Genomic DNA, 26,998 nt, shown 5'->3' with positions numbered 1-26,998 from the left:
CGAAACGCGCCGGGAGGATGCTCGGGCTGTCCCGTCGCAATCACCCACTCAAGGAGCTCCCAATGGATGCAGGCAGCATGGCCTTCGGCATCGTGGCGACAGCGCTCGTGCTGTTCATGACGCCAGGACTCGCGTTCTTCTACGGCGGGCTCGTGCGCGCCAAGAGCGTGATCAGCATGATGATGATGTCGTTCGGCGCGATCGGTCTCGTCGGCACGCTGTGGATCCTCTACGGCTACAACATGTCGGCGGTCGACTCGCCGCTCGACTTCTCAGGAAATCCCTTCAGCGACCTCGGGCTCGCCGCCATGGCCGCCGGCGAGAGCGCCAACACCGATTTCATCGGCGTCGCGTACGGCTCGACCTTCGCCATCATCACGATCGCGCTCATCTCCGGCGCGATCGCCGACCGAGCGAAGTTCGGCGCCTGGATGCTCTTCGCGGGCGCCTTCGCCACACTCGGGTACTTCCCGATCGCGGCGTGGGTGTGGGGCGGCGGCTGGGCCTACTCGCTCGGCGAGCTGCTGGGCCTGCCGGCGGTCATCGACTACGCCGGCGGCACCGCGGTGCACATCAACGCCGGCGCCGCGGCCCTCGCGCTGACGATCGTGCTGGGCAAGCGGCTCGACTTCACCAAGGGCGCCCACAAGCCCCACAACGTGCCGTTCGTGATCCTGGGCGCGAGCATCCTGTGGTTCGGATGGTTCGGCTTCAACGTGGGTGCGGAGTGGCTGAACGGGCTCGAGGGCGCTGGGCTCATCACGCTCAACACCGTGGGGGCGACCGCCGCGGCGATCTGCGCCTGGCTACTGGTGGAGAAGCTCAAGGACGGCAAGCCCACGTCGGTGGGCGCGGCCTCGGGTGCCGTCGCCGGCCTCGTCGCCATCACCCCGGCGTGCGCGAACCTCACCCCGGGCTGGGCGCTGCTGCTGGGCGCGCTCTCCGGTGCGCTGTGCGCCCTGGCGGTCGAGCTGAAGTGGCGGCTGGGCTTCGACGACTCGCTCGACGTGGTCGGCATCCACCTCGTCGGCGGCATGCTCGGCACCATCTACCTGGGCTTCTTCGCGAACGACACCGGGCTGCTCCTCGGCGGAGGCATCGGCCAGCTGCTCGTGCAGCTCATCGCATCCGTGGGCGTCATGATCTACGCCTTCGTGGCGGCGTTCGTGATCGGCTTCGCGATCGAGAAGACGATCGGCTTCCGCGTCACGAGCGAGGACGAGCTGGCCGGCGTCGACCGGGTCGTGCACGGCGAGGACGCGTACGAGTACGAGCTCGAGCGCGTCTGAGCCGCGAGGCTCGCGTGAGTCGAGGGAGGGCCGGTGCGCGCACCGGCCCTCTTCTCGTGCTCAGAGCGCGACCGCGCCGCGGAAGCGGTGGCCGCTGGCGATCGACTCGCTCGAGACCGCCAGCCTGGGGGAGAGCAGCATGACGACCAGGTCGGCGACCTGCTGCGGGGTCGATTCGCCGGGCTTGCCGGGCGCGACGTCACGCGTGGCGGATGCGCTGACCGGGCCGGGGTTGACGACGTTGACGCTGACCCCGGTGCCGGCGAGCTCGTCGGCGAGGCTCTCCGCCGCGATGATGAGTGCCGCATTGCGCACCGCGGCGGTGATGTTGCCTGTCAGCAGCGCGTTCTGACCGCTCAGTCCCACGATGCGGCCGGAGCCGGCCTCGCGCATGTGGGGGATGACGGCGTTGGCGATGCGCAGGAAGGTCAGCGCCTTGCCGTCGATCGCCTGCGCGACCTGCTCGGGGTCGCTCGCGCGCGCCGGATCGAGGGTCTGGGCCGCAGGTGCGGCGGCGACCACGAGCGCGTCGATGCGGCCGTGCTGCTCGAGCAGGTGATCGATCGCCGACGCGACCGAGGCGTCGTCGGCGCCGTCCAGCCGCACATCCGCTCCCTCGCCGCGCGCAGCCGTGACGACGGTCGCTCCCTCCGCACGGGCGGTGGCGGCCACGGCGCCGCCGATGAGGCCGGTGCCGCCGACGATGAGGATGACGTGATCGGTGAGCTGCAGATCCATGCGTCCACCGTATGCCGGCCCTGGCGCGAGCGCATGAGCGATGCGAGGGTGGCAGCATGTCGCGCGTCGATCAGCTGCTCTCCCGCCGGTCGCTCGTGCTCGGCATCGCCGGCGGCATGCGCTCGCTCACGCCGTTGGCGGTCGTCGCGCTCACACCGGGTGCCGTGCCGCCGTGGCCGCTCCTGGAGCGCCCGTGGGGCAAGGCGGCGCTGGTCGCGCTGGCGGTCGGGGAGCTGGTGGGCGACAAGCTGGCGGCGACGCCATCGCGGCTCTCGCCCCCGGCGCTCGTGGGCCGCATCGGCGCTGCGGCGCTCGCGGGCGCGGCACTCGGTGCAGGCACCGGCCGGCGCGGTGCCGTCGCCCGCGCGGCGGGCGTTGCCGCCGCCGGGGCGCTGCTGGGCGCGGTCGGAGGCTACTGGGGCCGGCGCGGCATCGTGGAGGGCACCGGCATGCCCGATCCGGCGGTCGCACTGCTCGAGGATGCGGCGGCGATCGCGCTGAGCCGCGCGGCCGCGACGCGCTGACGGGTGTTGGGGCGTGCCGCTGAGGTCTGGTGCCCCGATCGCGCCCGGGGTACCGTGCTCCGCGAGCGGGCTGCCTGGCTCGCAGGGAGGAGCGATCATGCACGAGAACCACCCGGAGACGTCGGGCGACCGAGAATCGGCGCGCGGTCACGCGGAGCACATCGCGGCACTCACCTCGTGCGCGGAGGCATGCCGCCGATGCGCAGACGCAGACCGCCGCGAAGGCATGGACGACTGCGCGGCATCCTGCGAGAGCTGCGCGGACGTGTGCGAGGCGACCGTCCGAGTGCTCAAGCGAGGCGGTCTCTCGAGCGACGCGGTCGCCGCACTGCTCACCGCCTGCGCGGCGGTGTGCCGATCGTGCGCCGCGGAATGCCGGAAGCACGATGCGGAGCACTGCCGCGAGTGCGCGGAGGCCTGCGAGCGCTGCGCCGAGGCGTGCGAGCGCGCGTAGCGGCAGAGCATGCGGAAGGGGCCGGCATCTCGCGATGCCGGCCCCTGTCGGTGGGCGATGCGGGACTCGAACCCACGACCTCTTCCGTGTGAAGGAAGCGCGCTACCAACTGCGCCAATCGCCCGTGCCGCTGCGATGCGGACCGCATAAGTCTGCCACATCCGGTGACCGCCTCGTGACCGGAGCGACCGATCAGCGACACGTCGAGCGGCGATTTGGCATGCACAGGATCGGTAGGTATAGTCGTCCAAGTGCTCAGTGATGAGCCCCGCGGATGTGGCGCAGTGGTAGCGCATCACCTTGCCAAGGTGAGGGTCGCGAGTTCGAATCTCGTCATCCGCTCGAGAGCAATCTCATAGGAGAGCAATCTCACACCACCTGGTGGGGTGGCCGAGTGGTGAGGCAACGGCCTGCAAAGCCGTGTACGCGGGTTCGAATCCCGTCTCCACCTCGAGCACCCCGCAAGGGCGATTGGCGCAGCGGTAGCGCGCTTCCCTGACACGGAAGAGGTCACTGGTTCGAACCCAGTATCGCCCACCAGAGCAGAACCCCCGGATCGAGACCGGGGGTTTTCGCATGTCCGGGGACGGGGCGAGGCGGCTCAGGGCCGAGGATGAGCCCTGCCCGTCCCGTCGTCATTGAAGCCGAAGCTCCGCAGCTCCGTCGGCGAGAGGTGCCGCAGCGTGCGAACGTATCCGGACGGCAAGCTGCCGTGGAGGAACGACCAGAGGATGGCGGCCGCGTGCTGCGCATCGAACAGCTCAGCGTCGTGCAGCGGCCGGTCCCCGTCAGGGCTGGGCGGATAGTCGGTCGGACGGAGACCGCGGAAGACCCGACGCGCGAAGTCCTGGGGTGTGCCGTCATGCACCTCGACGATGAACATCGGCGGCTCGTCCGCCTCCGAGACCCGCACGACCTGCCCCGAGCGAGCCTGCGGCGCCGAACTGCCGAGCGCGGTGCCGAACGCATGGACCCGCAGGGCCTCCAGCAGCTGTGCCAGATGCGCAGCGTCGTGCACTTCCGTACCGTCCGGCGGGCTCCACAGCACGACGCCCTCCGGCAACTGGGGAGGCACCGGAGCAGGGCCGGGGTCGGGCGCGGGCTCGTCGTGTGCGTGCCGAGCCATCCAGACGTCGAGCTGGAAGAGATCGGTGGGCGACGCCCAGTCGTCACCGGACTGCCCGGCCGTCGTGTCCTCTGCCATGTGCTCCTCCGTCTCGCTCCGCATGCTCCCGCAACCCACTGACGCCGGGCGTTACGCGCAGGCCCAAGTCGTGATCGCGTCGCAGCGGTCGACGTGCCAGCCGGGGGATCCGAACCGATCGAAGCCGGTCGTGCTGTGCAGCGCGATCGACGACCCGCCCGTCTCGACGATCGCGAAGTAGACGATCGGGTCACCCTCGGTCGTCGGCGTCGACCACGCGAGCAGCGCGGCCTCCTGCGCTTCGAGCGCGGCATCGATGCAGGCGATCGCAATCGCCGGCAGCTCCTCGCCCTGGTCGAGCACGAGCTCGCCGCACGTCGCCCGTGCGCCGACCGCATCCGGAGCGTCGTCGAGCGCCCGCGCAGCGGTGATCGCGCCGGCCTGCGGTGTACCGGGGGGATGCACCTGGACGTCGGCATCGGACGTCGGCGCTGTCGGACCCGCGCTGGCGCAGCCGGCCAGGGCCAACCCGCACGCGATCGCGCTCAGAGCCAGTCTCGTGCGTGCCATGCCGAGATCGTCGCACGCGCCGGCCGAATGCGGCGGGTCACCGGCTGCGATGCGCATCGACCCGCTCGGGCTCGGTGGCCTCGGGGCCACGGAAGGCCCACGCCAAGGGTGCGCGAGTAGCCTGCCGCTGTGACCGCGACGCCCATGCTCAGGGTCGACCTCGACGACCGCTTCGCTCGCGAGCTGCCGGAGCTCGCGGTCGCCTGGCGCGCCGAGGAGGCGAAGGATGCGCAGCTCCTCGTGCTCAACGCGCCGCTCGCGACCGAGCTCGGTCTCGACCCCGCTGCGCTGCGCTCCGCCGAGGGCATCCGCTTCCTGACGGGCACCGCGGTGCCCGAGGGGGCGGCTCCGGTGTCGCAGGCCTACGCCGGGCATCAGTTCGGCGCCTACTCGCCGCTGCTCGGCGACGGCCGGGCGCTGCTGCTCGGTGAGCTCGTGGACGCGGGCGGCGCACTGCGCGACCTGCACCTCAAGGGATCGGGACGCACGCCCTTCGCTCGCGGCGGCGACGGTCTTGCCGCGGTGGGGCCGATGCTGCGCGAGCACGTCGTGAGCGAGTCGATGCACGCGCTCGGCATCCCCACGACGCGCTCGCTCGCCGTCGTCGCGACCGGTCGCTTCGTGCGCCGGGAGGAGGGATGGCTGCCCGGTGCCGTGCTCGCCCGCGTGGCGAGCAGCCACCTGCGGGTCGGCACCTTCCAGCTCGCGCGCTCGATGGGCGACGTCGCGCTCCTGCGGCGGCTCGCCGACCACGCGATCGCCCGGCACGCGCCGCGCGCTGCCGAGGCGGGGCATCCCTACCTCGCGCTGCTCCACGCCGTCATCTCGGCGCAAGCAGCCCTCGTCGCGCGGTGGATGCTCGTGGGATTCGTGCACGGCGTCATGAACACCGACAACATGACGATCTCGGGCGAGACGATCGACTACGGCCCGTGCGCCTTCATGGAGGGCTACGACCCGGAGACGGCGTTCAGCTCGATCGACGATCGCGGGCGATACGCCTACGGCAAGCAGCCGGCCATTGCCGAGTGGAACCTGGCTCGGCTCGCCGAGGCCATGCTGCCGCTGCTCGCCGACGACCAGCAGCGGGCACTCGAGCTCGCCGTCGAGGCGCTCGGGGCGTTCGCGCCGCAGTACCGCGAGGCCTGGTCGGCGGGCATGCGGGCGAAGCTGGGCCTGCGTGGCGACGTCGACGACGAGTCCGCGACGGTCGTCGTCGACGAGATCCTCGCCCTGCTCGAATCGGGACGGGTGGATCTCACCTCGTGCTTCCGAGGTCTCAGCTCGGTCGCCCGCGGTCTCGACGGATCGACTCGCGACCTCTTCGCGCACCGCGCGGCGTTCGACGCGTGGGCGCAGCGCTGGCTCGCGCTCGGCCCGGATGCCGACGCGATGGATCGCGTGAACCCCGCCTACGTGCCGCGCAACCACCTCGTCGAGGAGGCGCTCGCCGCCGCGGTCGACGGCGACCTCGTCCCGCTCGAGCGGCTCACCGAGGCCCTGCGGCGTCCCTTCGACGAACGCGAGGGCCTCGAGCGCTATGCGGCCCCGGGCCCGGAGCGCAGCTTCCGCGACTACCGCACCTACTGCGGCACCTGACCCGGGTGCGACGCCTCCCGCGGCTCGCAGCGTGGCTCGGCGCGCCGGGGCGACCGCGCGGCGACGGCATCGCGACGCGCCTACGATGGACTGGTGACCACCGGATTCGATCTCTTCACCGACCGTGCCGTCGTCGCCATGCGCGTCGACGGTGAGCTGCAGGATCTCGCGCGCGAGCTGACCGAGACGCAGACGGTTGAGTCGGGCGCGGTCGAGCCGGTGACGATCGACAGCCCCGACGGCCTCGACATCCTGCGCCACTCGGCCGCCCACGTGCTCGCGCAGGCCGTGCAACGCGTCAACCCCGAGGCGAAGCTCGGCATCGGCCCGCCCATCCAGGACGGCTTCTACTACGACTTCGACGTCGCCGAGGCGTTCTCGAGCGACGAGCTGAAGGCGCTCGAGAAGGAGATGCAGCGCATCGTCAAGGCGGGCCAGCGCTTCGTGCGCCGCGTCGTCACGGACGACGAGGCCCGAGCCGAGCTCGCCGACGAGCCCTACAAGCTCGAGCTCATCGGGCTCAAGGGCGGCGCGGCGGCTGCCGCGGAAGGCGCATCCGTCGAAGTGGGAGCGGGCGAGCTCACCATCTACGACAACGTCGACCCGAAGACGGGCGAGGTGCAGTGGAAGGATCTCTGCCGCGGCCCGCACTTGCCCTCGACCCGCCTGATCCAGAACGGCTTCGCCCTCACCCGCGTCGCCGGCGCCTACTGGCGCGGCAAGACCGACCAGCCGCAGCTGCAGCGCATCTACGGCACCGCGTGGCCCACGAAGGACGAGCTGCGCGCGTACCAGCAGCGCCTCGAGGAAGCCGCCAAGCGCGACCACCGCAAGCTCGGCCGCGAGCTCGACCTCTTCTCGTTCCCCGACGAGATCGGCTCGGGCCTGTCGGTGTGGCACCCGCGCGGCGGCATCGTCCGCGGCGAGATGGAGCAGCACGCCCGCCGCCGCCACATCGAGCAGGGCTACAGCTACGTCTACACGCCCCACATCACCAAGCGCGACCTGTTCGAGACCTCGAACCACCTGGTGACCTACGCCGACGGCATCTGGCCGCCCATCCACATGGATGAGGAGCGCGATGACGAGGGCAACGTCACCAAGCAGGGCGTCGACTACTACCTGAAGCCGATGAACTGCCCGATGCACATCCTCATCTACAAGGAGCGCTCGCGCAGCTACCGCGACCTGCCGCTGCGGCTGGCCGAGAACGGCACGGTCTACCGCAACGAGCTCTCGGGCGCCCTGCACGGGCTCACGCGCGTGCGGGGCTTCACGCAGGACGACGCGCACCTGTTCGTCACTCCCGAGCAGCTCGAGGAGGAGACCACGAACGTCCTCGAGTTCGTGCTCTCGCTGCTGAGCGACTTCGGCCTCACCGACTTCCGCCTCGAGCTGTCGATGCGCGACGACGAGAAGTCGAAGTGGATCGGCGACGAGGCCATCTGGGAGACGGCGACGGATGCGCTGCGGCGCGTTGCGAAGGCGTCCGGGCTCGAGGTGACGGAGGAGCCGGGCGAGGCCGCCTTCTACGGGCCGAAGATCGACCTGAAGGTGACCGACGCCATCGGCCGCTCATGGCAGCTCTCGACCGTGCAGCTCGACTTCAACCTGCCGGAGCGCTTCGATCTCGAGTACACGGCACCGGACGGCTCGAAGCAGCGCCCGATCATGATCCACCGCGCGCTGTTCGGCTCGATCGAGCGCTTCTTCGCCATCCTGCTCGAGCACTACGCGGGTGCTTTCCCTGTCTGGCTCGCGCCGGTGCAGGTCGTGGGCGTGCCGGTGGCCGAGGACTTCGCCGACTACCTGGACGAGATCGCCGCGCAGCTGCGCGCACGGGGCGTGCGCGTCGAGGTCGACCGCTCGGACGAGCGGATGCAGAAGAAGATCCGCAGCCACACGCTCGCGAAGGTGCCCTTCCAGCTCATCGCCGGCGCGACCGACCGGGAGGCGGGCAGCGTCTCCTTCCGGTTCCGCGACGGCACGCAGGACAACGGCGTGCCGGTCGACGAGGCCATCGCGCGCATCGTGGAGGCCATCGAGACGAAGGCGCACGTGTGACGGAGGAGAGCCACCGCCACGGCGACGACCCAGCCCTCGACGAGCCGGCGGAGCGCGCCGCGGTGCGCCGCGACGCGCTGCCGGCCTTCGAGCCCGCTCCTGAGCCGGAGGCGCCGCTGGTCGCCGAGCACGCGTGGGGCGCCCCGACGCAGATGTCGAGCGAGCTGCCGGGCGTGCCCGATCACTTCCAGCGGCTCTGGACCCCCTACCGGATGGTCTACATCCAGCAGGGCCAGATGCCGGAGGAGCATGCCTGCCCGTTCTGCCGCGCGCCCGAGCTCAGCGACGACCAGGGACTGATCGTCGCGCGCGGCGAGACCTGCTTCGTGCTGCTGAACCTCTACCCGTACAACACCGGCCACATGATGGTCTGCCCCTACCGGCACGTGGGCATGTACGACCAGGCGACCACCGAGGAGGTCGCCGAGATGGCGGTGCTGACGCAGACCGCCATGCGCGTGCTCTCGCAGCTCACGCGCTGCCAGGGCTTCAACATCGGCATGAACCAGGGCCGCATCGCCGGCGCCGGCATCGCCGACCACCTGCACCAGCACATCGTCCCGCGATGGAGCCTGGACTCGAACTTCTTCCCGATCATCGCGAAGACGAAGGCGCTGCCCATCCTGCTGGAGGACATGCGCCAGGACATCCAAGCGGCATGGCCGGCCTGATACGCCAGCCGCACGCCATTCACGAGAGACACATCATGACCGAGAACACCACCGGCTCCGCACGCGTCAAGCGCGGTCTCGCCGAGATGCTGAAGGGCGGCGTCATCATGGACGTCGTCACCCCCGAGCAGGCACGCATCGCCGAGGACGCCGGCGCCGTCGCCGTCATGGCGCTCGAGCGCGTCCCCGCCGACATCCGCGCGCAGGGCGGCGTCGCCCGCATGTCCGACCCCGACCTGATCGACGCGATCAAGGCCGAGGTGTCGATCCCGGTGATGGCGAAGGCCCGCATCGGCCACTTCGTCGAGGCCCAGGTCCTCGAGGCGCTCGAGGTCGACTACATCGACGAGTCCGAGGTGCTCAGCCCCGCCGACTACGTCAACCACATCGACAAGTGGCCCTTCACGGTGCCGTTCGTCTGCGGTGCCACCAACCTGGGCGAGGCGCTGCGCCGCATCACCGAGGGCGCGGCGATGATCCGCTCGAAGGGCGAGGCCGGCACCGGCGACGTCTCCGAGGCGACCAAGCACATCCGCACGATCAGCGGCGAGATCCGCCGCCTGCAGTCGCTGTCCAAGGACGAGCTGTTCGTCGCCGCCAAGGAGCTGCAGGCGCCGTACGAGCTGGTCGCCGAGGTCGCCGAGCGCGGCTCGCTGCCCGTGGTGCTCTTCGTCGCCGGCGGGGTCGCGACCCCCGCGGACGCGGCGATGATGATGCAGCTGGGCGCCGACGGCGTCTTCGTCGGCTCCGGCATCTTCAAGTCCGGCCAGCCCGAGGCGCGCGCCGCGGCGATCGTCAAGGCGGTGGCCGCGTTCGAAGATCCGAAGGCGATCGCGGATGCCTCCAGGGGGCTGGGTGAGGCGATGGTCGGCATCAACGTGGCCGACCTGCCCGCGCCCCACCGCCTCGCAGAGCGCGGCTGGTAGTGGACTCCGGCCGGCGCGGCACAGGGGAGCGCCCCGGTCGCGTCGGCGTCCTCGCCCTGCAGGGCGACGTGCGCGAGCACGTCGCCGTGCTCGAGTCGCTGGGCGCCGAGGTGTCGCTGGTGCGCGGCCCCGCGCAGCTCGCCGAGGTCGATGGCCTCGTGCTGCCCGGCGGCGAGTCCAGCGTGATCGACAAGCTCGCGCGGCTGTTCGGCCTGCGCGAGCCGATCATCGAGCGCATCGGCTCGGGGCTGCCCGTCTTCGGCACCTGCGCCGGTCTCATCCTGCTGGCCGACCGCATCATCGACGGCCTGCCGACGCAGCTGCCCTTCGGCGGCATGGACGTCGACGTGCGGCGCAACGCCTTCGGCAGCCAGGTCGATTCGTTCGAGTCGATGCTCGACGTGCCGCAGCTGGGGGAGCCGCCCGTGCACGCGACCTTCATCCGGGCGCCGGTCGTCGAGCGCGTGGGCGAGGGCGTGCGGGTGCTGGCGCGCGTCGACGACCGCGTCGTGGCCGTCGAGCAGGGCGTGCTGCTGGGCACCTCGTTCCACCCGGAGGTCGATGGCGAGACGCGCTTCCACCGCCGCTTCCTCGAGCACGTCGCGCATGTCAGCGGCTCGTGATCTGATGCTCCGGTGATGAGCGCGCTCAGTCGAGTCCCGTGGCAGGCCATGTGGATCGCGCTCGCCATCATCTGGGGCTCGTCATTCCTGCTGATGAAGCTGGGGCTCGAGTCGTTGCACCCGATGCAGATCGCCACCCTGCGCATCGGCATCGCGGCGATCACGCTCGCGCTGCTCGCCGCGGCCACCCGCACCCGCATGCCGAAGGACGGCAGGACGTGGGGCCTGCTGGCGATCTGCTCGTTCTTCCTCACCGCGCTGCCCTTCACGGCGTTCGTCGTCGCCGAGACGCGCATCTCGTCGGCCGCAGCCGGGCTCGGCAGCGCGATCACGCCGGTCGCGACGGTGCTGTTCGCGCTGCTGCTGCTGCCGAGCGACCGCCTGACCCCGCGCAAGCTGGCCGCCGTGCTGCTCGGCCTGCTCGGGGTGGTGCTCATCGCGCAGCCGTGGTCGTCTGTCGCCGGGCCCGATCTGCTCGGGTTCGGCATCGCCGTGCTCGGCGGCGCCTCGTACGGCGTCGGCTGGACGCTGAACCGGCGGCTGCTGGCGCACACCGAGGTGCCGGGCATCGCGCACCCGACGGCGCTCATGATCACCGGCCTGCCGATGGCCCTGGTGGCGCTCGTCACCTGGAGCCTCCTCGAGGGATGGTCGCCGGTCGCCGTGCACGGTGACCTCGCGAGCCTGCCGCTGGCGCTGCTGGCCGTCATCGCGCTCGGCGCCATCGGCACCGGCGTCGCCTACATCCTGCAGTTCGAGGTGGTGCGCGCCGTCGGACCGACCGTCTCCGCCACCGTCACCTACCTGATCCCCGTGGTCGCCGTCACCCTCGGCGTGCTGGTGCTGGGGGAGCAGCTCGGCCTCTGGCAGCTGCTCGGCGCGGCGATCGTCATCGGCGCCGGCATCCTCGTCGGGCAGCGGCCGAAGACGAAGGTCGTCGCGCCCGCCTGAGCCCGCCCGACCGGTCTGGCCCGACTGGCCCGACTGGTCGCCTGAGCCTGCCTGGCCCGGCTGAGGCCCCGCAGCCTGCTTGAATCGGCACGTGCAGCTCTACTCCCGCAGACCGGGCCAGGCCACCTGGCAGGCGATCGGCGACCTCGTCGCCATCGGCACCGTCGTCGTCGCCGTCTGGATCTCGCAGCAGGTGCGCGGTGCGATCGCCTCGCTCGGCGGCTTCGGCACGCGGGTCGAGGATGCCGGCACCGGCTTCTCGACCACCCTGATGGATGCGGGCGAGGCGCTCGCGCAGGTGCCCCTGGTCGGGGAGGGGATCGCGCAGCCCTTCGTGGACGCGTCCGGATCCGCCGACGACCTGGCGGCGGCCGGCACCGCGCTGCGCGGTGCGATCGAGACGCTCGCGGCCACCGTGGGCACGGCACTGTGGCTGCTGCCGGCGCTCCTGGTGGTGCTCATCTGGTGCATCCCGCGGCTGCGATTCGCGCTGCGCGCCGGGGCGAGCAGGCGGCTGGCCGCCACGCACGAGGGTCGCGAGCTGCTGGCGCTGCGGGCGCTCGTCGGCCAGCCGGCCTCCCGGCTGCTCGCCTCGGTGCAGGATCCGGTCGCCGCCTTCCGGCGCGGCGACGAGGCCGCGCTGCGGGCGCTCGCCGCACTCGAGCTCCGGTCCTCAGGCGTCGCCCCGCCCCGCGCCCGCGCGGAGGGCACGACCTCCTCGGCGTAGGATGGGTGGCCCGACGTCACCGACCAGGAAGCACCATGTCCGGACACTCCAAGTGGGCGACGACCAAGCACAAGAAGGCCGTCATCGACGCCAAGCGTGCCAAGTCGTTCGCGAAGCTCATCAAGAACATCGAGGTCGCCGCCAAGATCGGCGGCGCCGACATGGCAGGCAACCCGACGCTCGTCGACGCCGTGCAGAAGGCGAAGAAGACGAGCGTCCCCAACGACAACATCGACCGCGCGGTCAAGCGCGGCGCCGGGCTCACAGGCGAGTCCATCGAGTACGCGACCATCATGTACGAGGGCTACGGGGCGAACGGCGTCGCACTCATGGTCGAGTGCCTCACCGACAACAAAAACCGGGCCGCCGCTGAGGTGCGCACGGCGATGACCCGCAACGGCGGCACCATGGCAGACCCGGGCTCGGTCGCCTACAACTTCAGCCGCAAAGGCGTCGTCTCGGTCACGAAGACCGATGAGGTCACCGAGGACGACATCCTGCTGGCCGTGCTCGACGCCGGTGCCGAGGAGGTCACCGATCAGGGCGGCGGCTTCGAGATCCTCTCCGAGGCGAGCGACGTCGTGGCCGTGCGCACGGCGCTGCAGGAGGCGGGCATCGACTACGACTCGGCGGATGTCGAGTTCGTGCCGAACCTCAAGGTCGAGGTCGACGCAGACACGGCTCGCAAGGTCTTCCGGCTGATCGATGCGCTCGAGGACAGCGACGACGTGCAGAACGTCTACGCCAACTTCGAGATCCCGGCAGAGGTGCAGGCGCAGCTCGACGAAGACGACGACGAGTAGCGCCGTGGCGGCGTCGGTCCGGGTGCTCGGCGTCGACCCGGGCCTGACGCGCTGCGGCGTCGGTGTGGTCGACATCGCCCACCGCACGCCGAGCCTGGTGCACGTCGAGGTGCTGCGCTCCGACGCCGGTGAACCGATCGAGCAGCGGCTGCTGCGCATCGCGCGCGGCGTGGAGGCGGCGATCGACGCGCACCGGCCCGACGCCATCGCGCTCGAGCGGGTGTTCGCGCAGGCCAACCTGCGCAGCGTCATGGGCGTCGCGCAGATCTCCGGCATCGTGCTGCGCGCTGCCGCCGAGCGGCAGATCCCCATCGCGCTGCTCACGCCCACCGAGGTGAAGGCGTCCGTCACCGGCTACGGCGCCGCCGACAAGCGCCAGGTGGGCGAGATGGTGCGGCGGCTGCTGCGGCTGGAGGCGGCTCCGAAGCCCGCCGACGCGGCCGACGCCCTGGCGATCGCGATCGCCGAGGGCTGGCGCGCTCGCGTGCCGGGAGGTGGGGCTGCGGCGGTCACCGCGACGCCGGCCCAGCGCGCGTGGGCGGCAGCCGAAGCGGCGGCGAAGAGCGGCCGGCTGCGACGCTAGCTGCCCGTCAGCGGGTGCGGCTGCGGCGGTGCTCGCGCATGCCGAACTCGGCGGCGAGCCAGACCGAGAAGCACAGCACGCCCAGACCCGCGAGGAACATCAGCGCCTCGTATCCGGGGGTATCGAACGAGTACCCCATCAGCACGAGGCCGCCGACGAAGAGGATCATCGTCAGGATCAGGCGGATGACGTTCATGAGCACTCCGTATCGAGCGGGTCTGGGACCTCTCGAACCTATCAGAGCGAGCCCTGCTGCTCGGCGCGGCAGACCGTGCGATTCCGTGCCGCCGCCTAGGCTGAGCTGGTGATCTCCAGGCTCGACGGCACCGTCCTCTCCGCCCGCGGTCAGCGGCTGGTGATCGGCGTCGGCGGCATCGGGTACGCGGTCGCGGTGACGCCGCCGGTCTCGCTCGCCGCCCGCATCGGCACCGAGATCGCGCTGCACACCCACCTGGTCGTGCGCGAGGACGAGCTCTCGCTCTACGGCTTCGAGACCGAGGCGGAGCTCGAGGTCTTCGAGCTGCTCATCGGCGTGTCGGGTGTGGGCCCGAAGTCGGCGCTCGGCGTGCTGGCGCATCTGACCCCCGACGAGCTCGCCCGCGCGGTCGAGGGCGAGGACGAGAAGGCGTTCAAGGCGGTCAGCGGCATCGGGCCGAAGACCGCCAAGCTGCTCATCCTGCAGCTGAGCGGCAAGCTCGCCGCGCCGGCCGCCGCTGCGACGGCGAAGGGTTCGGATGCGCGGGCCGACGTGCTCACGGCCCTCACCGGTCTCGGGTGGTCCGACCGCACCGCGAACGATGCGATCGAGCGCGCAGCGGTCGCGGCGCCCGACGCCGTCGGCTCGACCGGCATGCTGCTGCGCGCCGCGCTCGCCATCCTCGGTCCCGGAGCGCGGTCGTGACCGACCCCCTGATCGATCCCGGCGCATCCGCGGACGAACTGGCCTTCGAGGGCGCCCTGCGCCCCACCAGTCTCGCCGAGTTCGTCGGCCAGCCGAAGGTGAAGGGGCAGCTCGAGGTGCTGCTGCAGGCCGCGAGGCTGCAGGATCGCGCACCCGACCACATCCTGCTGGCCGGTCCGCCCGGGCTCGGCAAGACCACGCTCGCGACCATCATCGGCGCGGAGACCGGCCGGCCCATCCGCTACTCGTCCGGCCCGGCGATCCAGCATGCGGGCGACCTCGCCGCCGTGCTGTCGGCGCTCGTGCCGGGCGAGGTGCTCTTCATCGACGAGATCCACCGCATGTCGCGCGCCGCGGAGGAGATGCTCTACCTCGCGATGGAGGACTTCCGCGTCGACATCATGGTCGGCAAGGGCGCGGGTGCCTCGTCGATCCCGCTCGAGCTCGCACCGTTCACGCTCGTCGGCGCGACCACCCGCTCGGGCATGCTGCCGGCCCCGCTGCGCGACCGGTTCGGGTTCACCGCGCATCTGGAGTTCTACGAGACCGGTGACCTGGAGCGCGTGCTGGCGCGCTCCTCCAGGCTGATGGAGCTCGCGATCGAGCCCTCGGCGCTCGCCGAGCTCGCCGGCCGGTCCCGCGGCACGCCGCGCATCGCGAACCGGCTGCTGCGCCGGGTGCGCGACTGGCTGCTGGTGCACGCCGGCTCGAGCGACCTGGACGGCGTGCGCGCGGCGCTGGAGCTGTACGACGTCGACGAGGCGGGACTCGACCGCATCGACCGCGCGGTGCTGCACACCATCGCCCACCGCTTCGCGGGTGGCCCGGTGGGCCTGTCCACGCTGGCGGCGGCGATCGGGGAGGAGGCGGACACGATCGAGTCGGTGGTGGAGCCCTTCCTGGTGCGCGAGGGCCTGATCGGCCGCACACCGCGGGGTCGCGTCGCCACCCCGTCGGGCATGCGGCACGCTCGCGCCGACACGGCGCCCGGCTACAGCGGGGAGACCACGCTCGACGGGGTATGATCGTCTCTTGGTCGTGCCCGCAGCTGCGCTCGACGAATCACCCCTGAGAGGCTCTTCCCCACGATGCTGTTCCTGCAGACCGCCGCCCCCGCCCAGCAAGGGTTCACGTTCGACCCGCTGACGATCATCATGCTGGTGGTGCTCGCGGCGATGATCTTCTTCATGTTCCGCAGCAACAAGAAGCGCAAGGCGCAGGCCGCCGAGCTGCAGGAGAAGATGGTCCCCGGCTCCGAGGTGATGCTGAACTTCGGCCTCTTCGGCGAGCTGCGCGAGATCGACGAGGAGCGCAACGAGGCGCTCGTCGAGATCGCGCCCGGCACCATCGTGCGCGTGCACCGCCAGACGCTGGCCCGCGTGGTCGAGGACCACCCGGCCGACGCCGAGGTCGTCGAGGATCGCGCGGACGACGCAGGCGACGCAGACCCTCGCGACCGCGCCTGACCCGTGGCAAAGGCTAGGACCAGGGGCGCACGCGCCCTCATCTGGCTCGGCGTCCTGATCGTCGGGCTCGTCGGCGCGAACTTCGCCGCCGTGTCGTTCGACCAGGACGGCTCGGCATCGTGGACGCCGCAGCTCGCGCTCGACCTCGAGGGCGGCACGCAGATCGTGCTCGAGCCGCGCCTCGCAGAGGGCGCCTCCATCTCGCAGGAGCAGCTCGAGCAGGCGGTCGCGATCATCCGCCAGCGCGTCGACGCCTCCGGCATCTCGGAGACCGAGATCACCACGCAGGGCGGCCGCAACATCGTCGTGGCACTGCCTGGCGAGCCCGACGCCCAGACCATGCAGCGCATCCAGGCGAGCGCCAAGATGGAGTTCCGCCCGGTGCTGGCCTCCGCGCCGGCGAACCCCCCGGGCTCGACGCCCGCGCCGGTCGAGACCGACCCGGCAGCAGAGCCGACGGCCGAGCCCGAGAACGCCTGGGATCAGGCGTGGATCACGCCCGCGCTGCAGTCCGAGTTCTCGGCGTTCATGTGCTCGGATGTCGACCCCACTGAGATCGCCGACCCCGAGCAGCCGCTCATCACCTGCTCGAGCGACGGCACCGCCCGCTTCATCCTGGGCCCGGTCGCGGTCGACGGCTCGAGCATCGCCGACGCCTCGGTGTCCGCGGCGACCAACTCGCAGGGCCAGGCGACCGGCGGCTGGGGAGTCAACCTCGAGCTCAGCGGCGAGGGCCCGGCGAACTTCGAGGCCGTCACGCGCGCCATCACCGGCCTGCCGGAGCCGACCAACCAGTTCGCGGTCGTGCTCGACGCGGCGGTGCTCATGCCGATCACCTCGAACGCCATCATCACCGATGGCAACGCGCAGATCACCGGCGGCTTCTCGCAAGAGGGTGCGCAGAGCCTCGCCGACCAGCTGCGCTTCGGCGCGCTGCCCGTGAGCTTCCAGGTGCAGTCGAACGAGACCATCTCGCCCACGCTGGGCGCGAACCAGCTGCAGGCTGGCCTGATCGCCGGCCTCATCGGCCTGCTGCTCGTCGTCGCGTACTCGGTGCTGCAGTACCGGGCGCTCGGTGTCGTGGTGATCTTCTCGCTCGCCGTTGCCGCGGTGCTCAGCTACCTCGTCGTCACCTTCCTCTCCAGCACTGAGGGCTACCGGCTCTCGCTGGCAGGCATCGCGGGCCTCGTGATCTCCATCGGCATCACGGCCGACTCGTTCATCGTGTACTTCGAGCGCATCCGCGACGAGCTGCGCGAGGGCAAGCACCTGACGACGGCGCTGGAGACGGGGTGGAAGCGCGCCTTCCGCACGATCCTGGTCTCGGATGCGGTGAGCTTCCTCGCCGCCGTGATCCTGTTCCTGCTCTCGGTGGGCAACGTGCGCGGCTTCGCCTACACGCTCGGCATCACGACGTTCATCGACATCATCGTCGTGGCCCTGTTCACGCATCCGCTCCTCCGTGTGCTCGCGCGCACGAAGTTCTTCTCGAACGGGCACCCGCTGTCGGGGCTCGACCCGAAGGCGCTCGGCGCGGTCTACACCGGGCGCGCACGCTTCCGCGAGCCGGTGCTCGCCGGCAAGGGGGCCACGTCGGCAAAGCAGGCGCAGCTGCGCCAGACCATCGCGGAGCGCAAGGCAGCAGCCGCGACGACGGGCAAGGAGTCCTGATGGCATCGCTCACCACCATCGGCAACGAGCTCTACACCGGCGAGCGCTCGGTGCCCGTCGTGCCCAGGCGCAAGCTGTGGTTCATGGTCACGGCGATCATCCTGATCGTGCTCGCGCTCGGGACCCTCGCGCGCGGCGGCTTCGTCTTCGGCATCGAGTTCACCGGCGGCAGCGAGTTCCGCGTCTCCGGGCTCGAGTCGGCCGCGATCGAGCCGGCCACCGGCGCGGTCGAGTCGATCGTGCCCGACTCCGAGGCCCGCGTGGCGACGCTCGGCACGGACACGGTGCGCGTGCAGACGGACGCCGTCACCGAGGAGCAGGCCGCCGACATCCGTGCCGCGCTGGGCGAGGCCTATGGCGTCGACACCGGCGACGTCGCGTTCTCGTTCATCGGCCCGTCCTGGGGCCAGGACGTCTCGCGGCAGGCGCTGCTGGCGCTCGTCGTGTTCCTCGCGCTCGTCTCGGTGGTGCTGGCGGTCTACTTCCGCACCTGGAAGATGGCGCTCGCCGCGCTCTCGTCGCTCGCGTTCGACCTCCTGGTCACGGCAGGCGTCTACGGCATCATCGGCTTCGAGGTGACACCCGCTGCGGTGATCGGCTTCCTGACCATCCTCGGCTACTCGCTGTACGACACGGTGGTCGTCTTCGACAAGGTGCGCGAGAACACGGCGCCCGGCACCAGCGGCACCATGCTCGGCCAGATCAACCTGGCGGTCAACCAGACGATCGTCCGCTCGATCAACACGTCGATCGTGGCCACGCTGCCGATCGCGGCGATCCTGTTCATCGGCGCCTTCCTGCTGGGCGCCGGCACGCTGCGCGACATCGCCCTCGCGCTGTTCATCGGCACGATCGTCGGCACCTGGTCGTCGATCTTCGTCGCGGCGCCTGTCTATGCTCAACTCAGGCAGAACGACACCATCGGCGATGCGCAGGTCAAGGTCATGCGCGACCAGGGGGCAGTGGTCTGAGCCCACGAGAAGAGGGACGACATGAGCGATGTGCAGGCCACGGGCGGCTTCCGCACGCTCCTGCCGTTCCTCTTCTCGCGCTCGCACCGTGCCGGCGCGGTCGACGAGCTGATCCGGGCCGTCAAGTCGCAGCACCCCAAGGCTGACACGGGCCTCATCCAGCGCGCCTACATCGTGGCCGAGGAGGCGCATCGGGGGCAGTACCGGAAGTCGGGCGAGCCGTACATCACGCACCCGGTCGCGGTCGCGCAGATCCTCGCCGACCTCGGCATCGGGGCGATCACGGTGGCGGCGGCGCTGCTGCACGACACCGTCGAGGACACCACCTACACGCTCGAGCAGTGCCGTGCGGATTTCGGCGACGAGATCGCCATGCTCGTCGACGGCGTCACCAAGCTCGACAAGCTCAAGTACGGGCAGAGCGCGCAGGCCGAGACGGTGCGCAAGATGGTCGTCGCGATGTCCAAGGACATCCGCGTGCTCGTCATCAAGCTCGCCGACCGGCTGCACAACGCCCGCACGTGGGGCTTCGTCTCCGACGAGTCGGCGCAGCGGAAGGCGCGAGAGACGATCGAGATCTACGCGCCGCTCGCGCACCGGCTCGGCATCCAGACCATCAAGGTCGAGCTCGAGGACCTCTCGTTCGCGGTGCTGCAGCCGAAGGTGTACCTCGAGATCAAGAACCTGGTGGATGCTCGCGCCCCGGAGCGCGAGCGCTACCTCGACGAGGTGGTCGCGGCGCTCAGCGAGGACATGCGGGCGGCGAAGATCCGCGGCCGCATCGCCGGGCGCCCGAAGCAGTACTACTCGATCTACACGAAGATGCAGGTGCGCGGGCACGACTTCGGCGACATCTACGACCTCGTCGGCGTGCGCGTCATCGTGCCGTCGGTGCGCGACTGCTATGCGGTGCTGGGCTCCATCCACGCCCGCTGGCAGCCGATGCCGGGCCGCCTGAAGGACTACATCGCGACCCCGAAGTTCAACCTGTACCAATCGCTGCACACCACCGTGATCGGCCCGCGCGGCCACCACGTCGAGATCCAGATCCGCACCGAGGAGATGCATCGCCGTGCCGAGTACGGCGTCGCGGCGCACTGGAAGTACAAGCAGGGCGGCGCGGGGGAGATGTCGTCCACCGACATGGCGTGGCTGCAGCACATCAACGACTGGCAGGAGGAGACCACCGACCCCGGTGAGTTCCTCGACTCGCTGCGGTTCGAGATCGGCGCCAAGGAGCTCTACGTCTTCACGCCGAAGGGCAAGGTCATCGGGCTGCCGGCCGGCGCGACCCCGGTCGACTTCGCGTACGCGGTGCACACCGAGGTCGGCCACCGCACGATGGGCGGCAAGGTCAACGGCCGGCTCGTGCCGCTCGATACGAAGCTCACCACCGGCGACGTCGTCGAGGTGCTGACCTCGAAGAACCCCGACGCCGGACCGAGCCAGGACTGGCAGGGATTCGTCACCTCGCCCCGTGCGCGCAGCAAGATCCGGCAGTGGTTCCAGCGCGAGCGCCGCGACGAGGCGGTCGAGGTGGGCAAGGAGGCGATCGCGAAGGCGATGCGCCGTCACGACCTGCCGATGCAGAAGCTCATGGGGCGGGATGCCTTCGCGCAGGTCGCCGCGCAGCTGAAGCACGACGATGTCACCAGCCTCTACGCGGCGGTCGGGGAGGGCCACGTCTCGACGCAGTCGGTGCTCGAGAAGGTGGTCGCCTTCATCCGTGCCGAGGAGGGCACGGCCGACGACGACCCGGCGCCCGCCCTGCCGACGAGAGCGCACCGGCCGTCCTCGAACGGCTCCGGCGTGCTCGTGCGCGGCGCCGACGACATCCTGGTGAAGCTCTCCAAGTGCTGTGCGCCCGTGCCCGGCGATGACATCGTCGGGTTCGTCACGCGCGGCCAGGGCGTCAGCGTGCACCAGCGTAGCTGCCCGAACGTGCAGGGATTGCTGGCGGAGCCCGAGCGCATGATCGAGGTCGAATGGGCCGCGGTGTCGAAGGGGCTGTTCCTGGTCAACATCCAGGTCGAGGCGCTCGACCGCTCGGCCCTCCTCAGCGACATCACGCGGTCGCTCAGCGAGCACCACGTCAACATCCTCTCGGCGAGCGTGCACACCGGCACCGACCGCCTCGCGATCAGCCGCTTCGCGTTCGAGATGGGTGATGTGACGCACCTCGAGAACGTGCTCAACGCGGTGCGCCGCATCGACGGCGTCTACGACGTCTACCGCATCACGACCGGCTGATCGGGCCGGCTGAGCGCCAGCAGCTCGGCATCCAGCACATCCGGTGATAGCGCGTGCTCGATCGCGAGAACCACTGCCCCGCGCACGCCCGCGTCGCCCTTCGTCTCGCTGGCCGCGATCCGCAAGTGCTCGGTCGCCAGCGGCAGCGACCGGCGGTAGACGACCTCGCTGATGCCGGCGTGGAGCTCGTTCGCCGCTCCCGCGAGCCGTCCGCCGACGACGATGACGGATGGGTTGACCAGGTTGACGACCATCGCGAGCACCTCGCCGATGGCGCGGCCAGCGTCGCGCAGCACCTGCGCTGCCTCGAGCGAGCCCTGCGCGGCGAGCGCGACGACCTCGCCCGTGCTCGTGGCGTGCACGCCCAGCTCGCGCAGCCGCGCTGCGATCGCCGGTCCCGCGGCCACTGCCTCGAGGCAGCCCTCGTTGCCGCACCGGCAGGGGGCGGTGGAGCCCGGCACCCGCACGTGCCCGAGGTCGCCCGCGGTGCCGCGGGCGCCGCGCTGCAGCCGCCCGCCGGAGATGATGCCCGCGCCGATGCCGGTGGCGACCTTGACGAGCACGAGATCCTCGGTGTCCGGCCAAGCGGTGCGCTGCTCGCCGAGGGCCATGATGTTCACGTCGTTGTCGACCAGCACGGGGCAGCCGAGCCGCTCGCGCAGCCACTCGGCGACGTCGAAGCGGTGCCAGCCCGGCATGATCGGCGGGCTGATGGGGCGTCCTGTCGCGTGCTCCACGGGGCCGGGCAGGCCGATGCCGACGGCGACCACGTCGTCGAGCGACCGCTGCTGCTGCGCGACGAGCGAGCGGACTGCCTCGGCGATCCAGCCGAGCACCGCCTCCGGGCCCTCTGCGACGTCGAGCTCCGCGCGGGAGGCTGCGATCCCGGTGCCGCCGAGGTCGGCGAGCTCGACGATCACGTGCGTCGCCCCGACATCGACGCCGACCACGAGTCGCGCGCTCGGGTTGAGCGCGAACAGCGACGCGCGCCGGCCGCCGGTCGAGGCGGCGTCGCCGACCGGAGCCACATAGCCGACGCTCATGAGCGTGTCGATGTGCAGCGCGACCGAGGAACGCGCGAGCCCTGACTCCCGTGCGAGCTCGGATCGCGTGCGGGCGCGACCGTCGCGCAGTAGGTCGAAGATCTCGCTCGTGCGCATGCATGCAGTCAAGCACATGAGACGACTTCCGACACGAGGCACGCAACTTCTGTCAAAGGTCGACAAAAGTGCCGAATGTGTGTCACAGTAGCGCCGTGGACGAAGACGTCATGAATCCTCCCGCGGACTCCGGGGCGGTCGTTCTGCGCGCCACCGGCATCGTGCAGTCCTTCCTCGGGACCGCGGTGCTGCACGGCGTCGATCTCGAGCTCCGCAAGGGCGAGGTGCACGGGCTCGTGGGCGAGAACGGCGCCGGCAAGTCAACGCTCATGAAGGTGCTCGCGGGGGTGCATCAGCCCGACCACGGCAGCCTCGAGCTCGACGGCGAGCCGATCGCGTTCACCTCGCCGCTGCAGGCGCAGCGGGCCGGCATCGCCACCGTCTACCAGGAGTTCACGCTGCTCGTGGATCGCACGATCGCCGAGAACATCTGGCTCGGCCGCGAACCGCGGCGGGGCCCGCTCGTCGATCGCGCTCGCATGCTGCGCGACACGCGCGAGCTGCTCGAGACCATCGGCGTGCCCGATCTCGACCCCTCGCTCCCGGTGCGCCAGCTCTCCGTGGCCGAGCAGCAGGTGGTCGAGATAGCGAAGGCCGTCAGCCTCGACGCCACCGTCATCTCGATGGACGAGCCCACGGCCGCCCTCGCCGACCACGAGGTGGCGCTGCTCGCGCGCATCATCGCCGGCCTCACCGATCGCGGGATCGCGATCCTGTACGTCTCCCACCGACTGCGCGAGGTCTTCGACCTCTGCACGACGATCACGGTGCTGAAGGACGGCGCACTCGTGGGCACCTGGCCCGCGGAGGAGCTCGATGAGCGCACGCTCGTGCGGCAGATGGTCGGCAGGGAGCTCTCCGCGTTCTTCCCCGACGCGACGCCCGGCACCGAGCCCGGCGAGCCGATGCTCGAGCTCGAGGGCGCGGGCAACGACTTCGTCGACGACGTCTCGCTGACCGTGCGCGCCGGCGAGATCGTGGGCATCGCCGGGCTGCAGGGAGCGGGCCGCACGGAGCTGCTGCACGGCATCTTCGGCGCCGATCCCTTCTCACGGGGGACGATGCGCGTCGCAGGCCGCCGCTTCCGCCCGCGCTCGCCGCGGCACGCGGTGCGCGCGGGGCTCGCGCTCATCACCGAGGACCGCAAGACGCAGGGACTCTCGCTGAACCTCACCGTGCTCCAGAACGCGCTCGGCGTCGTGCGCGCGGTCTTCCCCTCCCGCACCCGGGCGGCGCGCGACGCGATGCCGAGCGCACTGGCGGAGCTCGAGCTGGTGGCGCGCGGCCTCGACCAGGAGGTGCAGTTCCTCTCCGGCGGCAACCAGCAGAAGGTCGTGCTCGCTCGCTGGCTGGCGGTCGCGCCGGGAGTGGTGCTGCTCGACGAGCCCACTCGCGGCATCGACGTGGGCGCGAAGTTCGGCGTGTACGAGGTGATGCGCAGGCTCGCGGCGTCAGGGGTGGCCATCCTGATGGTCTCGAGCGAGCTCCCGGAGGTGCTGGGGATGAGCGACCGGATCCTCGTCATGCGAGACGGGCGGCTCGCGGGCGAGCTGCCGAGCACGTCGAGCGAAGAAGACGTGCTGGCACTCGCGACCGGCGCCGACGAGGAGGCCGCGGCATGACCGCGATCACCGGCACGAGGCCCGTGCGGCGCACACGCATCTCGACGACCGCGATCGTCTACATCGTGCTCCTCGGCGCCATCGCGCTGAGCGCAGTGCTCGTCGCCGCCGCAGGCAAGTCGTTCTTCTCCGCCGGCACCCTCACCAGCGTGCTGACCCTCATGTCGATCCTCGGCTTCGTGGCGATCGGCCAGACGCTCGTCATCATCTCGGGCAGTCTCGACCTGTCGGTGCCCTACGTGGTGAGCACCGCATCCATCGTCGGCGCCGGCATCATGGCGCAGGGCGCAGCCGGCATCGTGCCCGGCGTGGCCGCGGCGCTGCTCGTCTCGGCCGCGATCGGCGCCGTGAACGGACTGATCGTGACGAAGCTGCGCGTGCACGGCTTCATCGCGACGCTGGGCGTCGGACTCATCATCTCCGGATGGCTCGGCACGAGCTTCCAGGGCTCCTTCGGATCCGCTCCGGCAGAGTTCCGGCTGCTCGGCGCGACGACGATCGCCGGTGTGCCGCTGTCGACCATCATCATGCTCGTCTGCGCCGGGCTCGCCGCACTGCTGCTGCACCGCACCAGCCTCGGCCTGCACATCTACGCGGTGGGCGGCAACGCGCACGTGGCGAGGCTGTCCGGAGTCCGCACGCACGTGCCCGTCGTCGTCTCCCACATCCTCTGCTCGATGCTCGCGGGCCTCGCCGGCCTGCTGCTGCTCGCTCGCACCTCGGTCGGCAGCCCGACCATCGGCTCGCAGGGCGGCTACGACCTCATGTCGATCGCAGCCGTGGTGCTGGGCGGCACGCTGCTGGCAGGCGGCTCGGGAGGGGTGCTCGGCACCATCGGCGGCGTCGCGATCTTCGCGGTGCTCGACCACACCATGGGGGTGCTCGAGGTGAACCCGTTCTTCAAGGACTTCCTGCGCGGCGCCGTGATCATCGTCGCGGTCGCGCTGTACGCCTGGCGCAGCGTGCAGCGTCGACCACCGAGGTTCCACGGGAAGGGGAAGGAAGCATGAGCGCACTCGCCCAGCAGTCGCCCTGGCAGCGCTTCGTCGCGGCCCTCGGCACGCCCAGCGGCGCCGTGTTCGTGCTGCTCGTGGTGCTGCTCATCGCTGCATCGATCGCGAATCCGCGCTTCGCGGAACCCGATCAGCTCGTGCGCTTCCTGGCCCGCACCGCACCGATCGCGATCGCTGCGATCGGCCAGTTCTTCGTGATCGTGTCGGGCGAGTTCGACCTCTCGATGGGCGCCGTCATCGCGGCCCAGGTGGTCATCGCCGGCAACATCATCGGCCAGGACGAGGCGATGATCCTGCCGGGCATCGCGCTCATGCTGCTCGTCGGCGTCATGGTCGGCCTGCTGAACGGCGTGCTGACGACGTTCGCGAAGGTGCCGAGCTTCATCGTCACGCTCGGCATGATGCTGGCGCTCTACGGCTTCGTGCGCTTCCTCACCGGCGGCGCGGCGACCGGCAACCCGGTCGACAGCTTCCGTGAGATCGGCCGCGGGCTGCTCGGCGACGTGCTGCCCTACTCGGTGATCATCCTCGTCGTGCTCGCGGTGGCCGCCTGGCTGCTCATGCGCTCGCCCTTCGGGCACACGCTGCTCGCCGTGGGCGACAACGCGGTCGCCGCGCGGCTCTCCGGCACGCGCACGGCCGGGGTGAAGATCTCCGCCTTCGTGCTGTCCTCCCTCGCGGCCACCGTCGCCGGCATCCTGCTCGTGGGCTACGCCGGCGTGCACCCCAGCATCGGCACCGGCTACGAGTTCCAGGCCATCACCGCTGTGGTGCTCGGCGGCGCGGTGCTCGGCGGCGGGCGCGGCTGGGTGCTCTCGGCGGCAGCCGGCGCGATCGCCCTCGAGCTGCTGTTCACCGTGCTCAACCAGGTCGGCACCGACTCGACCTGGCGCCCGAGCGTGCAGGGCATCATCATCATCCTCGCCGTCGCCCTCGGTGCCGTGGCGTGGCGCACGGCCCGGCGGCCGCCATCGGTCTCCCGTACCGATGCGGCGCGCGACCCAGACCCAATCCCGACCCCCACCCCAACACCAGGAGAGCAATGATGCGCAAGCACAGCAAGGGCCTCATCGTCGTGGCCCTCGGCGCCGCGATGACACTCGCGGCCTGCAGCACCGACGGGAGCGTCGATCCATCGGCGGCACCCGAGAACACCGAGTCCGCACCCGCGGAGACCGCCGCGTCGAACGGCGAGTGGTTCGACCAGGCGGTCTACGACGAGCAGTTCGAGCAGCGCTCGGCGAGCTTCGAGGGTGACCCGGCCACGCCGTGGCTGCAGTACATCGACGGACCGATGACCGACACCGCCGAGTGGCAGACCGACGAGGCCATGCACGCGTGCTTCGCCAACGCATCCATCTCCAACCCGTGGCGGCAGACCGGCTTCATCACGATGCAGGAGCAGCTCGCGGTGCTGCAGGATGAGGGCGTCATCGAGACGATGGAGGTGCGCGACGCCGGCGACGACGACAACACGCAGATCGCCGACATCGACTACTTCATCGGCCAGGGCAACTGCGACATCTACATCATCTCGCCAAACTCCACTGCGGCGCTTACGCCTGCAGTCGAGCGCGCCTGCGAGACCGGGAGCCCAGTGATCGTGTTCGACCGCGGCGTCGAGACCGACTGCGCGACGACCTTCATCCACCCCATCGGCGGCTACGCCTGGGGCATCGACACGGCTGAGTTCCTGATCGAGCACCTCGAACCCGGCGACACCGTCGTGGCGCTCCGCATCCTCCCGGGCGTCGACGTCCTCGAGCACCGCTGGGCGGCGGCCGAGCGGCTGCTGACCGAGGCCGGCATCACGGTGGACGACTACTTCACCGGAGCCGACCCCACCGAGATCAAGAGCATCATCACCGACGCGCTCGCGCGCGGCGATGTGCAGGGCATCTGGATGGACGCCGGCGACGGCGCGGTGGCGGCGATCGAGGCGTTCGAGGACGCCGGTGCCGAGCTGCCGGTGATGACGGGAGAGGATGAGATGAGCTTCCTCCGCGCATGGCAGGAGCGCGACATGACCGCCCTCGCACCGGCCTACTCGAACTTCCAGTGGCGCACGCCGCTGCTGGCGGCCGAGATGATCGCGAACGGCGAGCCCGTGCCCACCGAGTGGGTGCTGCCGCAGACGCCGCTCGACGCTGACGCGCGCGACGAGGCGATCGCCGCCAACGAGGGCATGCCGGACGGCCACTACGCGCTGTTCGGCGGCGCCGACCTGCCGACCTACCCCGGCCCCTGGCAGGACCGCTAGCGACAGATCGCTGACGGC

Annotated in this window: 26 protein-coding genes and 4 tRNA genes; 24 read left to right on the top strand and 6 right to left on the bottom strand. The window is 70.8% G+C overall.

Features of this window, described 5'->3' with window-relative positions:
- Positions 1-62: 62 nt before the first annotated feature.
- Positions 63-1,289 (top strand): ammonium transporter, encoded by a 1,227-nt coding sequence (locus tag BM288_RS13635; protein ID WP_092919654.1) that lies wholly within the window; start codon positions 63-65, stop codon positions 1,287-1,289.
- A gap of 60 nt (positions 1,290-1,349) precedes the next feature.
- Here the strand turns inward: BM288_RS13635 and BM288_RS13630 are convergent, their stop codons facing one another.
- Entirely contained in the window at positions 1,350-2,027 is a 678-nt protein-coding gene (locus tag BM288_RS13630; RefSeq protein ID WP_092919652.1) for an SDR family NAD(P)-dependent oxidoreductase, read from the bottom strand.
- Positions 2,028-2,083: 56 nt separating this feature from the next.
- On the opposite strand from BM288_RS13630, the gene BM288_RS13625 reads away from it, so the two are divergent.
- The gene (locus BM288_RS13625; protein WP_092919650.1) at positions 2,084-2,551 is read left to right on the top strand and encodes a hypothetical protein; all 468 of its coding nucleotides are present in this window, start codon (positions 2,084-2,086) and stop codon (positions 2,549-2,551) included.
- 505 nt (positions 2,552-3,056) lie between these two features.
- Here the strand turns inward: BM288_RS13625 and BM288_RS13615 are convergent.
- Positions 3,057-3,129: transfer RNA gene (locus BM288_RS13615), tRNA-Val, on the bottom strand.
- A gap of 146 nt (positions 3,130-3,275) precedes the next feature.
- Here BM288_RS13615 and BM288_RS13610 point away from each other — a divergent pair.
- The 3 genes from BM288_RS13610 (at position 3,276) to BM288_RS13600 (ending at position 3,545) form a co-directional block, all read left to right on the top strand.
- Positions 3,276-3,347: transfer RNA gene (locus tag BM288_RS13610), tRNA-Gly, on the top strand.
- 38 nt (positions 3,348-3,385) lie between these two features.
- A tRNA-Cys gene (locus BM288_RS13605) sits at positions 3,386-3,456 on the top strand.
- A gap of 14 nt (positions 3,457-3,470) precedes the next feature.
- Positions 3,471-3,545 (top strand) — tRNA-Val (locus BM288_RS13600).
- Between the two features lie 61 nt (positions 3,546-3,606).
- On the opposite strand, the gene BM288_RS13595 is transcribed toward BM288_RS13600, so the two are convergent.
- Both BM288_RS13595 and BM288_RS13590 read right to left on the bottom strand, forming a co-directional pair.
- Positions 3,607-4,209 (bottom strand): hypothetical protein, encoded by a 603-nt coding sequence (locus BM288_RS13595; protein ID WP_143103114.1) that lies wholly within the window; start codon positions 4,207-4,209, stop codon positions 3,607-3,609.
- A 51-nt stretch (positions 4,210-4,260) separates the two neighbouring features.
- The gene (locus tag BM288_RS13590; RefSeq protein ID WP_177220395.1) at positions 4,261-4,614 is read right to left on the bottom strand and encodes a hypothetical protein; all 354 of its coding nucleotides are present in this window, start codon (positions 4,612-4,614) and stop codon (positions 4,261-4,263) included.
- Between the two features lie 249 nt (positions 4,615-4,863).
- On the opposite strand from BM288_RS13590, the gene BM288_RS13585 reads away from it, so the two are divergent.
- The 9 genes from BM288_RS13585 to ruvC all read left to right on the top strand — a co-directional run bounded on the left by BM288_RS13585 (position 4,864) and on the right by ruvC (position 13,666).
- The gene (locus BM288_RS13585; protein ID WP_092919859.1) at positions 4,864-6,318 is read left to right on the top strand and encodes a protein adenylyltransferase SelO; all 1,455 of its coding nucleotides are present in this window, start codon (positions 4,864-4,866) and stop codon (positions 6,316-6,318) included.
- 138 nt (positions 6,319-6,456) lie between these two features.
- Positions 6,457-8,382, top strand: a complete 1,926-nt coding sequence (gene thrS / locus BM288_RS13580; RefSeq protein WP_318255602.1) for a threonine--tRNA ligase — start codon at positions 6,457-6,459, stop codon at positions 8,380-8,382.
- A gap of 152 nt (positions 8,383-8,534) precedes the next feature.
- On the top strand, positions 8,535-9,053 hold the full coding sequence (locus BM288_RS13575) for an HIT family protein (protein WP_092919857.1): 519 nt from the start codon (positions 8,535-8,537) through the stop codon (positions 9,051-9,053).
- A gap of 35 nt (positions 9,054-9,088) precedes the next feature.
- Positions 9,089-9,979, top strand: coding sequence for a pyridoxal 5'-phosphate synthase lyase subunit PdxS (gene pdxS, locus BM288_RS13570; protein ID WP_092919640.1), 891 nt, complete (start codon positions 9,089-9,091; stop codon positions 9,977-9,979).
- Positions 9,979-10,602 carry a pyridoxal 5'-phosphate synthase glutaminase subunit PdxT gene (gene pdxT, locus BM288_RS13565; protein ID WP_092919638.1) on the top strand — a complete coding sequence of 208 codons (624 nt, stop codon included), beginning with the start codon at positions 9,979-9,981 and terminating at the stop codon, positions 10,600-10,602. Before pdxS ends, pdxT begins: the two co-directional genes overlap by 1 nt.
- 15 nt (positions 10,603-10,617) lie before the next feature.
- A complete protein-coding gene (locus BM288_RS13560) occupies positions 10,618-11,553 on the top strand; it encodes a DMT family transporter (RefSeq protein ID WP_092919636.1) in 936 nt (311 codons plus the stop codon).
- A 91-nt stretch (positions 11,554-11,644) separates the two neighbouring features.
- Positions 11,645-12,280: a hypothetical protein gene (locus BM288_RS13555; RefSeq protein WP_092919634.1), complete on the top strand. Its 636-nt coding sequence runs from the start codon at positions 11,645-11,647 to the stop codon at positions 12,278-12,280.
- Between the two features lie 35 nt (positions 12,281-12,315).
- Entirely contained in the window at positions 12,316-13,083 is a 768-nt protein-coding gene (locus BM288_RS13550) for a YebC/PmpR family DNA-binding transcriptional regulator (protein ID WP_092919632.1), read from the top strand.
- A gap of 4 nt (positions 13,084-13,087) precedes the next feature.
- Complete coding sequence (gene ruvC, locus BM288_RS13545; RefSeq protein ID WP_092919630.1) at positions 13,088-13,666, top strand: crossover junction endodeoxyribonuclease RuvC; 579 nt, start codon at positions 13,088-13,090, stop codon at positions 13,664-13,666.
- A 7-nt stretch (positions 13,667-13,673) separates the two neighbouring features.
- Here the strand turns inward: ruvC and BM288_RS13540 are convergent, their stop codons facing one another.
- Positions 13,674-13,862, bottom strand: coding sequence for a hypothetical protein (locus tag BM288_RS13540; protein WP_143103113.1), 189 nt, complete (start codon positions 13,860-13,862; stop codon positions 13,674-13,676).
- Positions 13,863-13,970: 108 nt separating this feature from the next.
- Here BM288_RS13540 and ruvA point away from each other — a divergent pair, with 108 nt between their 5' ends.
- From ruvA to BM288_RS13510, 6 genes are all read left to right on the top strand, one after another.
- Positions 13,971-14,567 (top strand): Holliday junction branch migration protein RuvA, encoded by a 597-nt coding sequence (gene ruvA, locus BM288_RS13535; protein ID WP_092919626.1) that lies wholly within the window; start codon positions 13,971-13,973, stop codon positions 14,565-14,567.
- The gene (gene ruvB, locus BM288_RS13530) at positions 14,564-15,592 is read left to right on the top strand and encodes a Holliday junction branch migration DNA helicase RuvB (protein ID WP_092919624.1); all 1,029 of its coding nucleotides are present in this window, start codon (positions 14,564-14,566) and stop codon (positions 15,590-15,592) included. Before ruvA ends, ruvB begins: the two co-directional genes overlap by 4 nt.
- A gap of 63 nt (positions 15,593-15,655) precedes the next feature.
- The gene (locus tag BM288_RS13525) at positions 15,656-16,033 is read left to right on the top strand and encodes a preprotein translocase subunit YajC (protein ID WP_092919622.1); all 378 of its coding nucleotides are present in this window, start codon (positions 15,656-15,658) and stop codon (positions 16,031-16,033) included.
- A gap of 3 nt (positions 16,034-16,036) precedes the next feature.
- On the top strand, positions 16,037-17,704 hold the full coding sequence (secD, locus tag BM288_RS13520) for a protein translocase subunit SecD (RefSeq protein ID WP_092919620.1): 1,668 nt from the start codon (positions 16,037-16,039) through the stop codon (positions 17,702-17,704).
- Positions 17,704-18,675, top strand: a complete 972-nt coding sequence (gene secF, locus BM288_RS13515; RefSeq protein ID WP_092919618.1) for a protein translocase subunit SecF — start codon at positions 17,704-17,706, stop codon at positions 18,673-18,675. The genes secD and secF overlap by 1 nt, the downstream gene beginning before the upstream one ends.
- 21 nt (positions 18,676-18,696) lie before the next feature.
- Positions 18,697-20,925, top strand: coding sequence for a RelA/SpoT family protein (locus BM288_RS13510; RefSeq protein ID WP_092919616.1), 2,229 nt, complete (start codon positions 18,697-18,699; stop codon positions 20,923-20,925).
- Here BM288_RS13510 and BM288_RS13505 read toward each other — a convergent pair.
- Positions 20,904-22,085 carry an ROK family transcriptional regulator gene (locus BM288_RS13505; RefSeq protein ID WP_318255589.1) on the bottom strand — a complete coding sequence of 394 codons (1,182 nt, stop codon included), beginning with the start codon at positions 22,083-22,085 and terminating at the stop codon, positions 20,904-20,906. The genes BM288_RS13510 and BM288_RS13505 overlap by 22 nt on opposite strands.
- Before the next feature lie 110 nt (positions 22,086-22,195).
- On the opposite strand from BM288_RS13505, the gene BM288_RS13500 reads away from it, so the two are divergent.
- Genes BM288_RS13500 through BM288_RS13485 form a run of 4 tightly spaced genes read left to right on the top strand, consistent with a single transcriptional unit; the run spans position 22,196 to position 26,980 of the window.
- Positions 22,196-23,707, top strand: a complete 1,512-nt coding sequence (locus BM288_RS13500; RefSeq protein ID WP_092919855.1) for a sugar ABC transporter ATP-binding protein — start codon at positions 22,196-22,198, stop codon at positions 23,705-23,707.
- A complete protein-coding gene (locus BM288_RS13495; protein ID WP_092919612.1) occupies positions 23,704-24,717 on the top strand; it encodes an ABC transporter permease in 1,014 nt (337 codons plus the stop codon). The genes BM288_RS13500 and BM288_RS13495 overlap by 4 nt, the downstream gene beginning before the upstream one ends.
- The gene (locus BM288_RS13490; protein ID WP_092919610.1) at positions 24,714-25,766 is read left to right on the top strand and encodes an ABC transporter permease; all 1,053 of its coding nucleotides are present in this window, start codon (positions 24,714-24,716) and stop codon (positions 25,764-25,766) included. Before BM288_RS13495 ends, BM288_RS13490 begins: the two co-directional genes overlap by 4 nt.
- Complete coding sequence (locus BM288_RS13485) at positions 25,763-26,980, top strand: substrate-binding domain-containing protein (protein WP_092919608.1); 1,218 nt, start codon at positions 25,763-25,765, stop codon at positions 26,978-26,980. The genes BM288_RS13490 and BM288_RS13485 overlap by 4 nt, the downstream gene beginning before the upstream one ends.
- The last annotated feature ends 18 nt before the right edge of the window (positions 26,981-26,998 follow it).

The organism is Agrococcus baldri (genome assembly GCA_900114805.1).
Lineage (GTDB): Bacteria > Actinomycetota > Actinomycetes > Actinomycetales > Microbacteriaceae > Agrococcus > Agrococcus baldri.
This window is presented reverse-complemented; position numbering and strand designations above follow the sequence as displayed.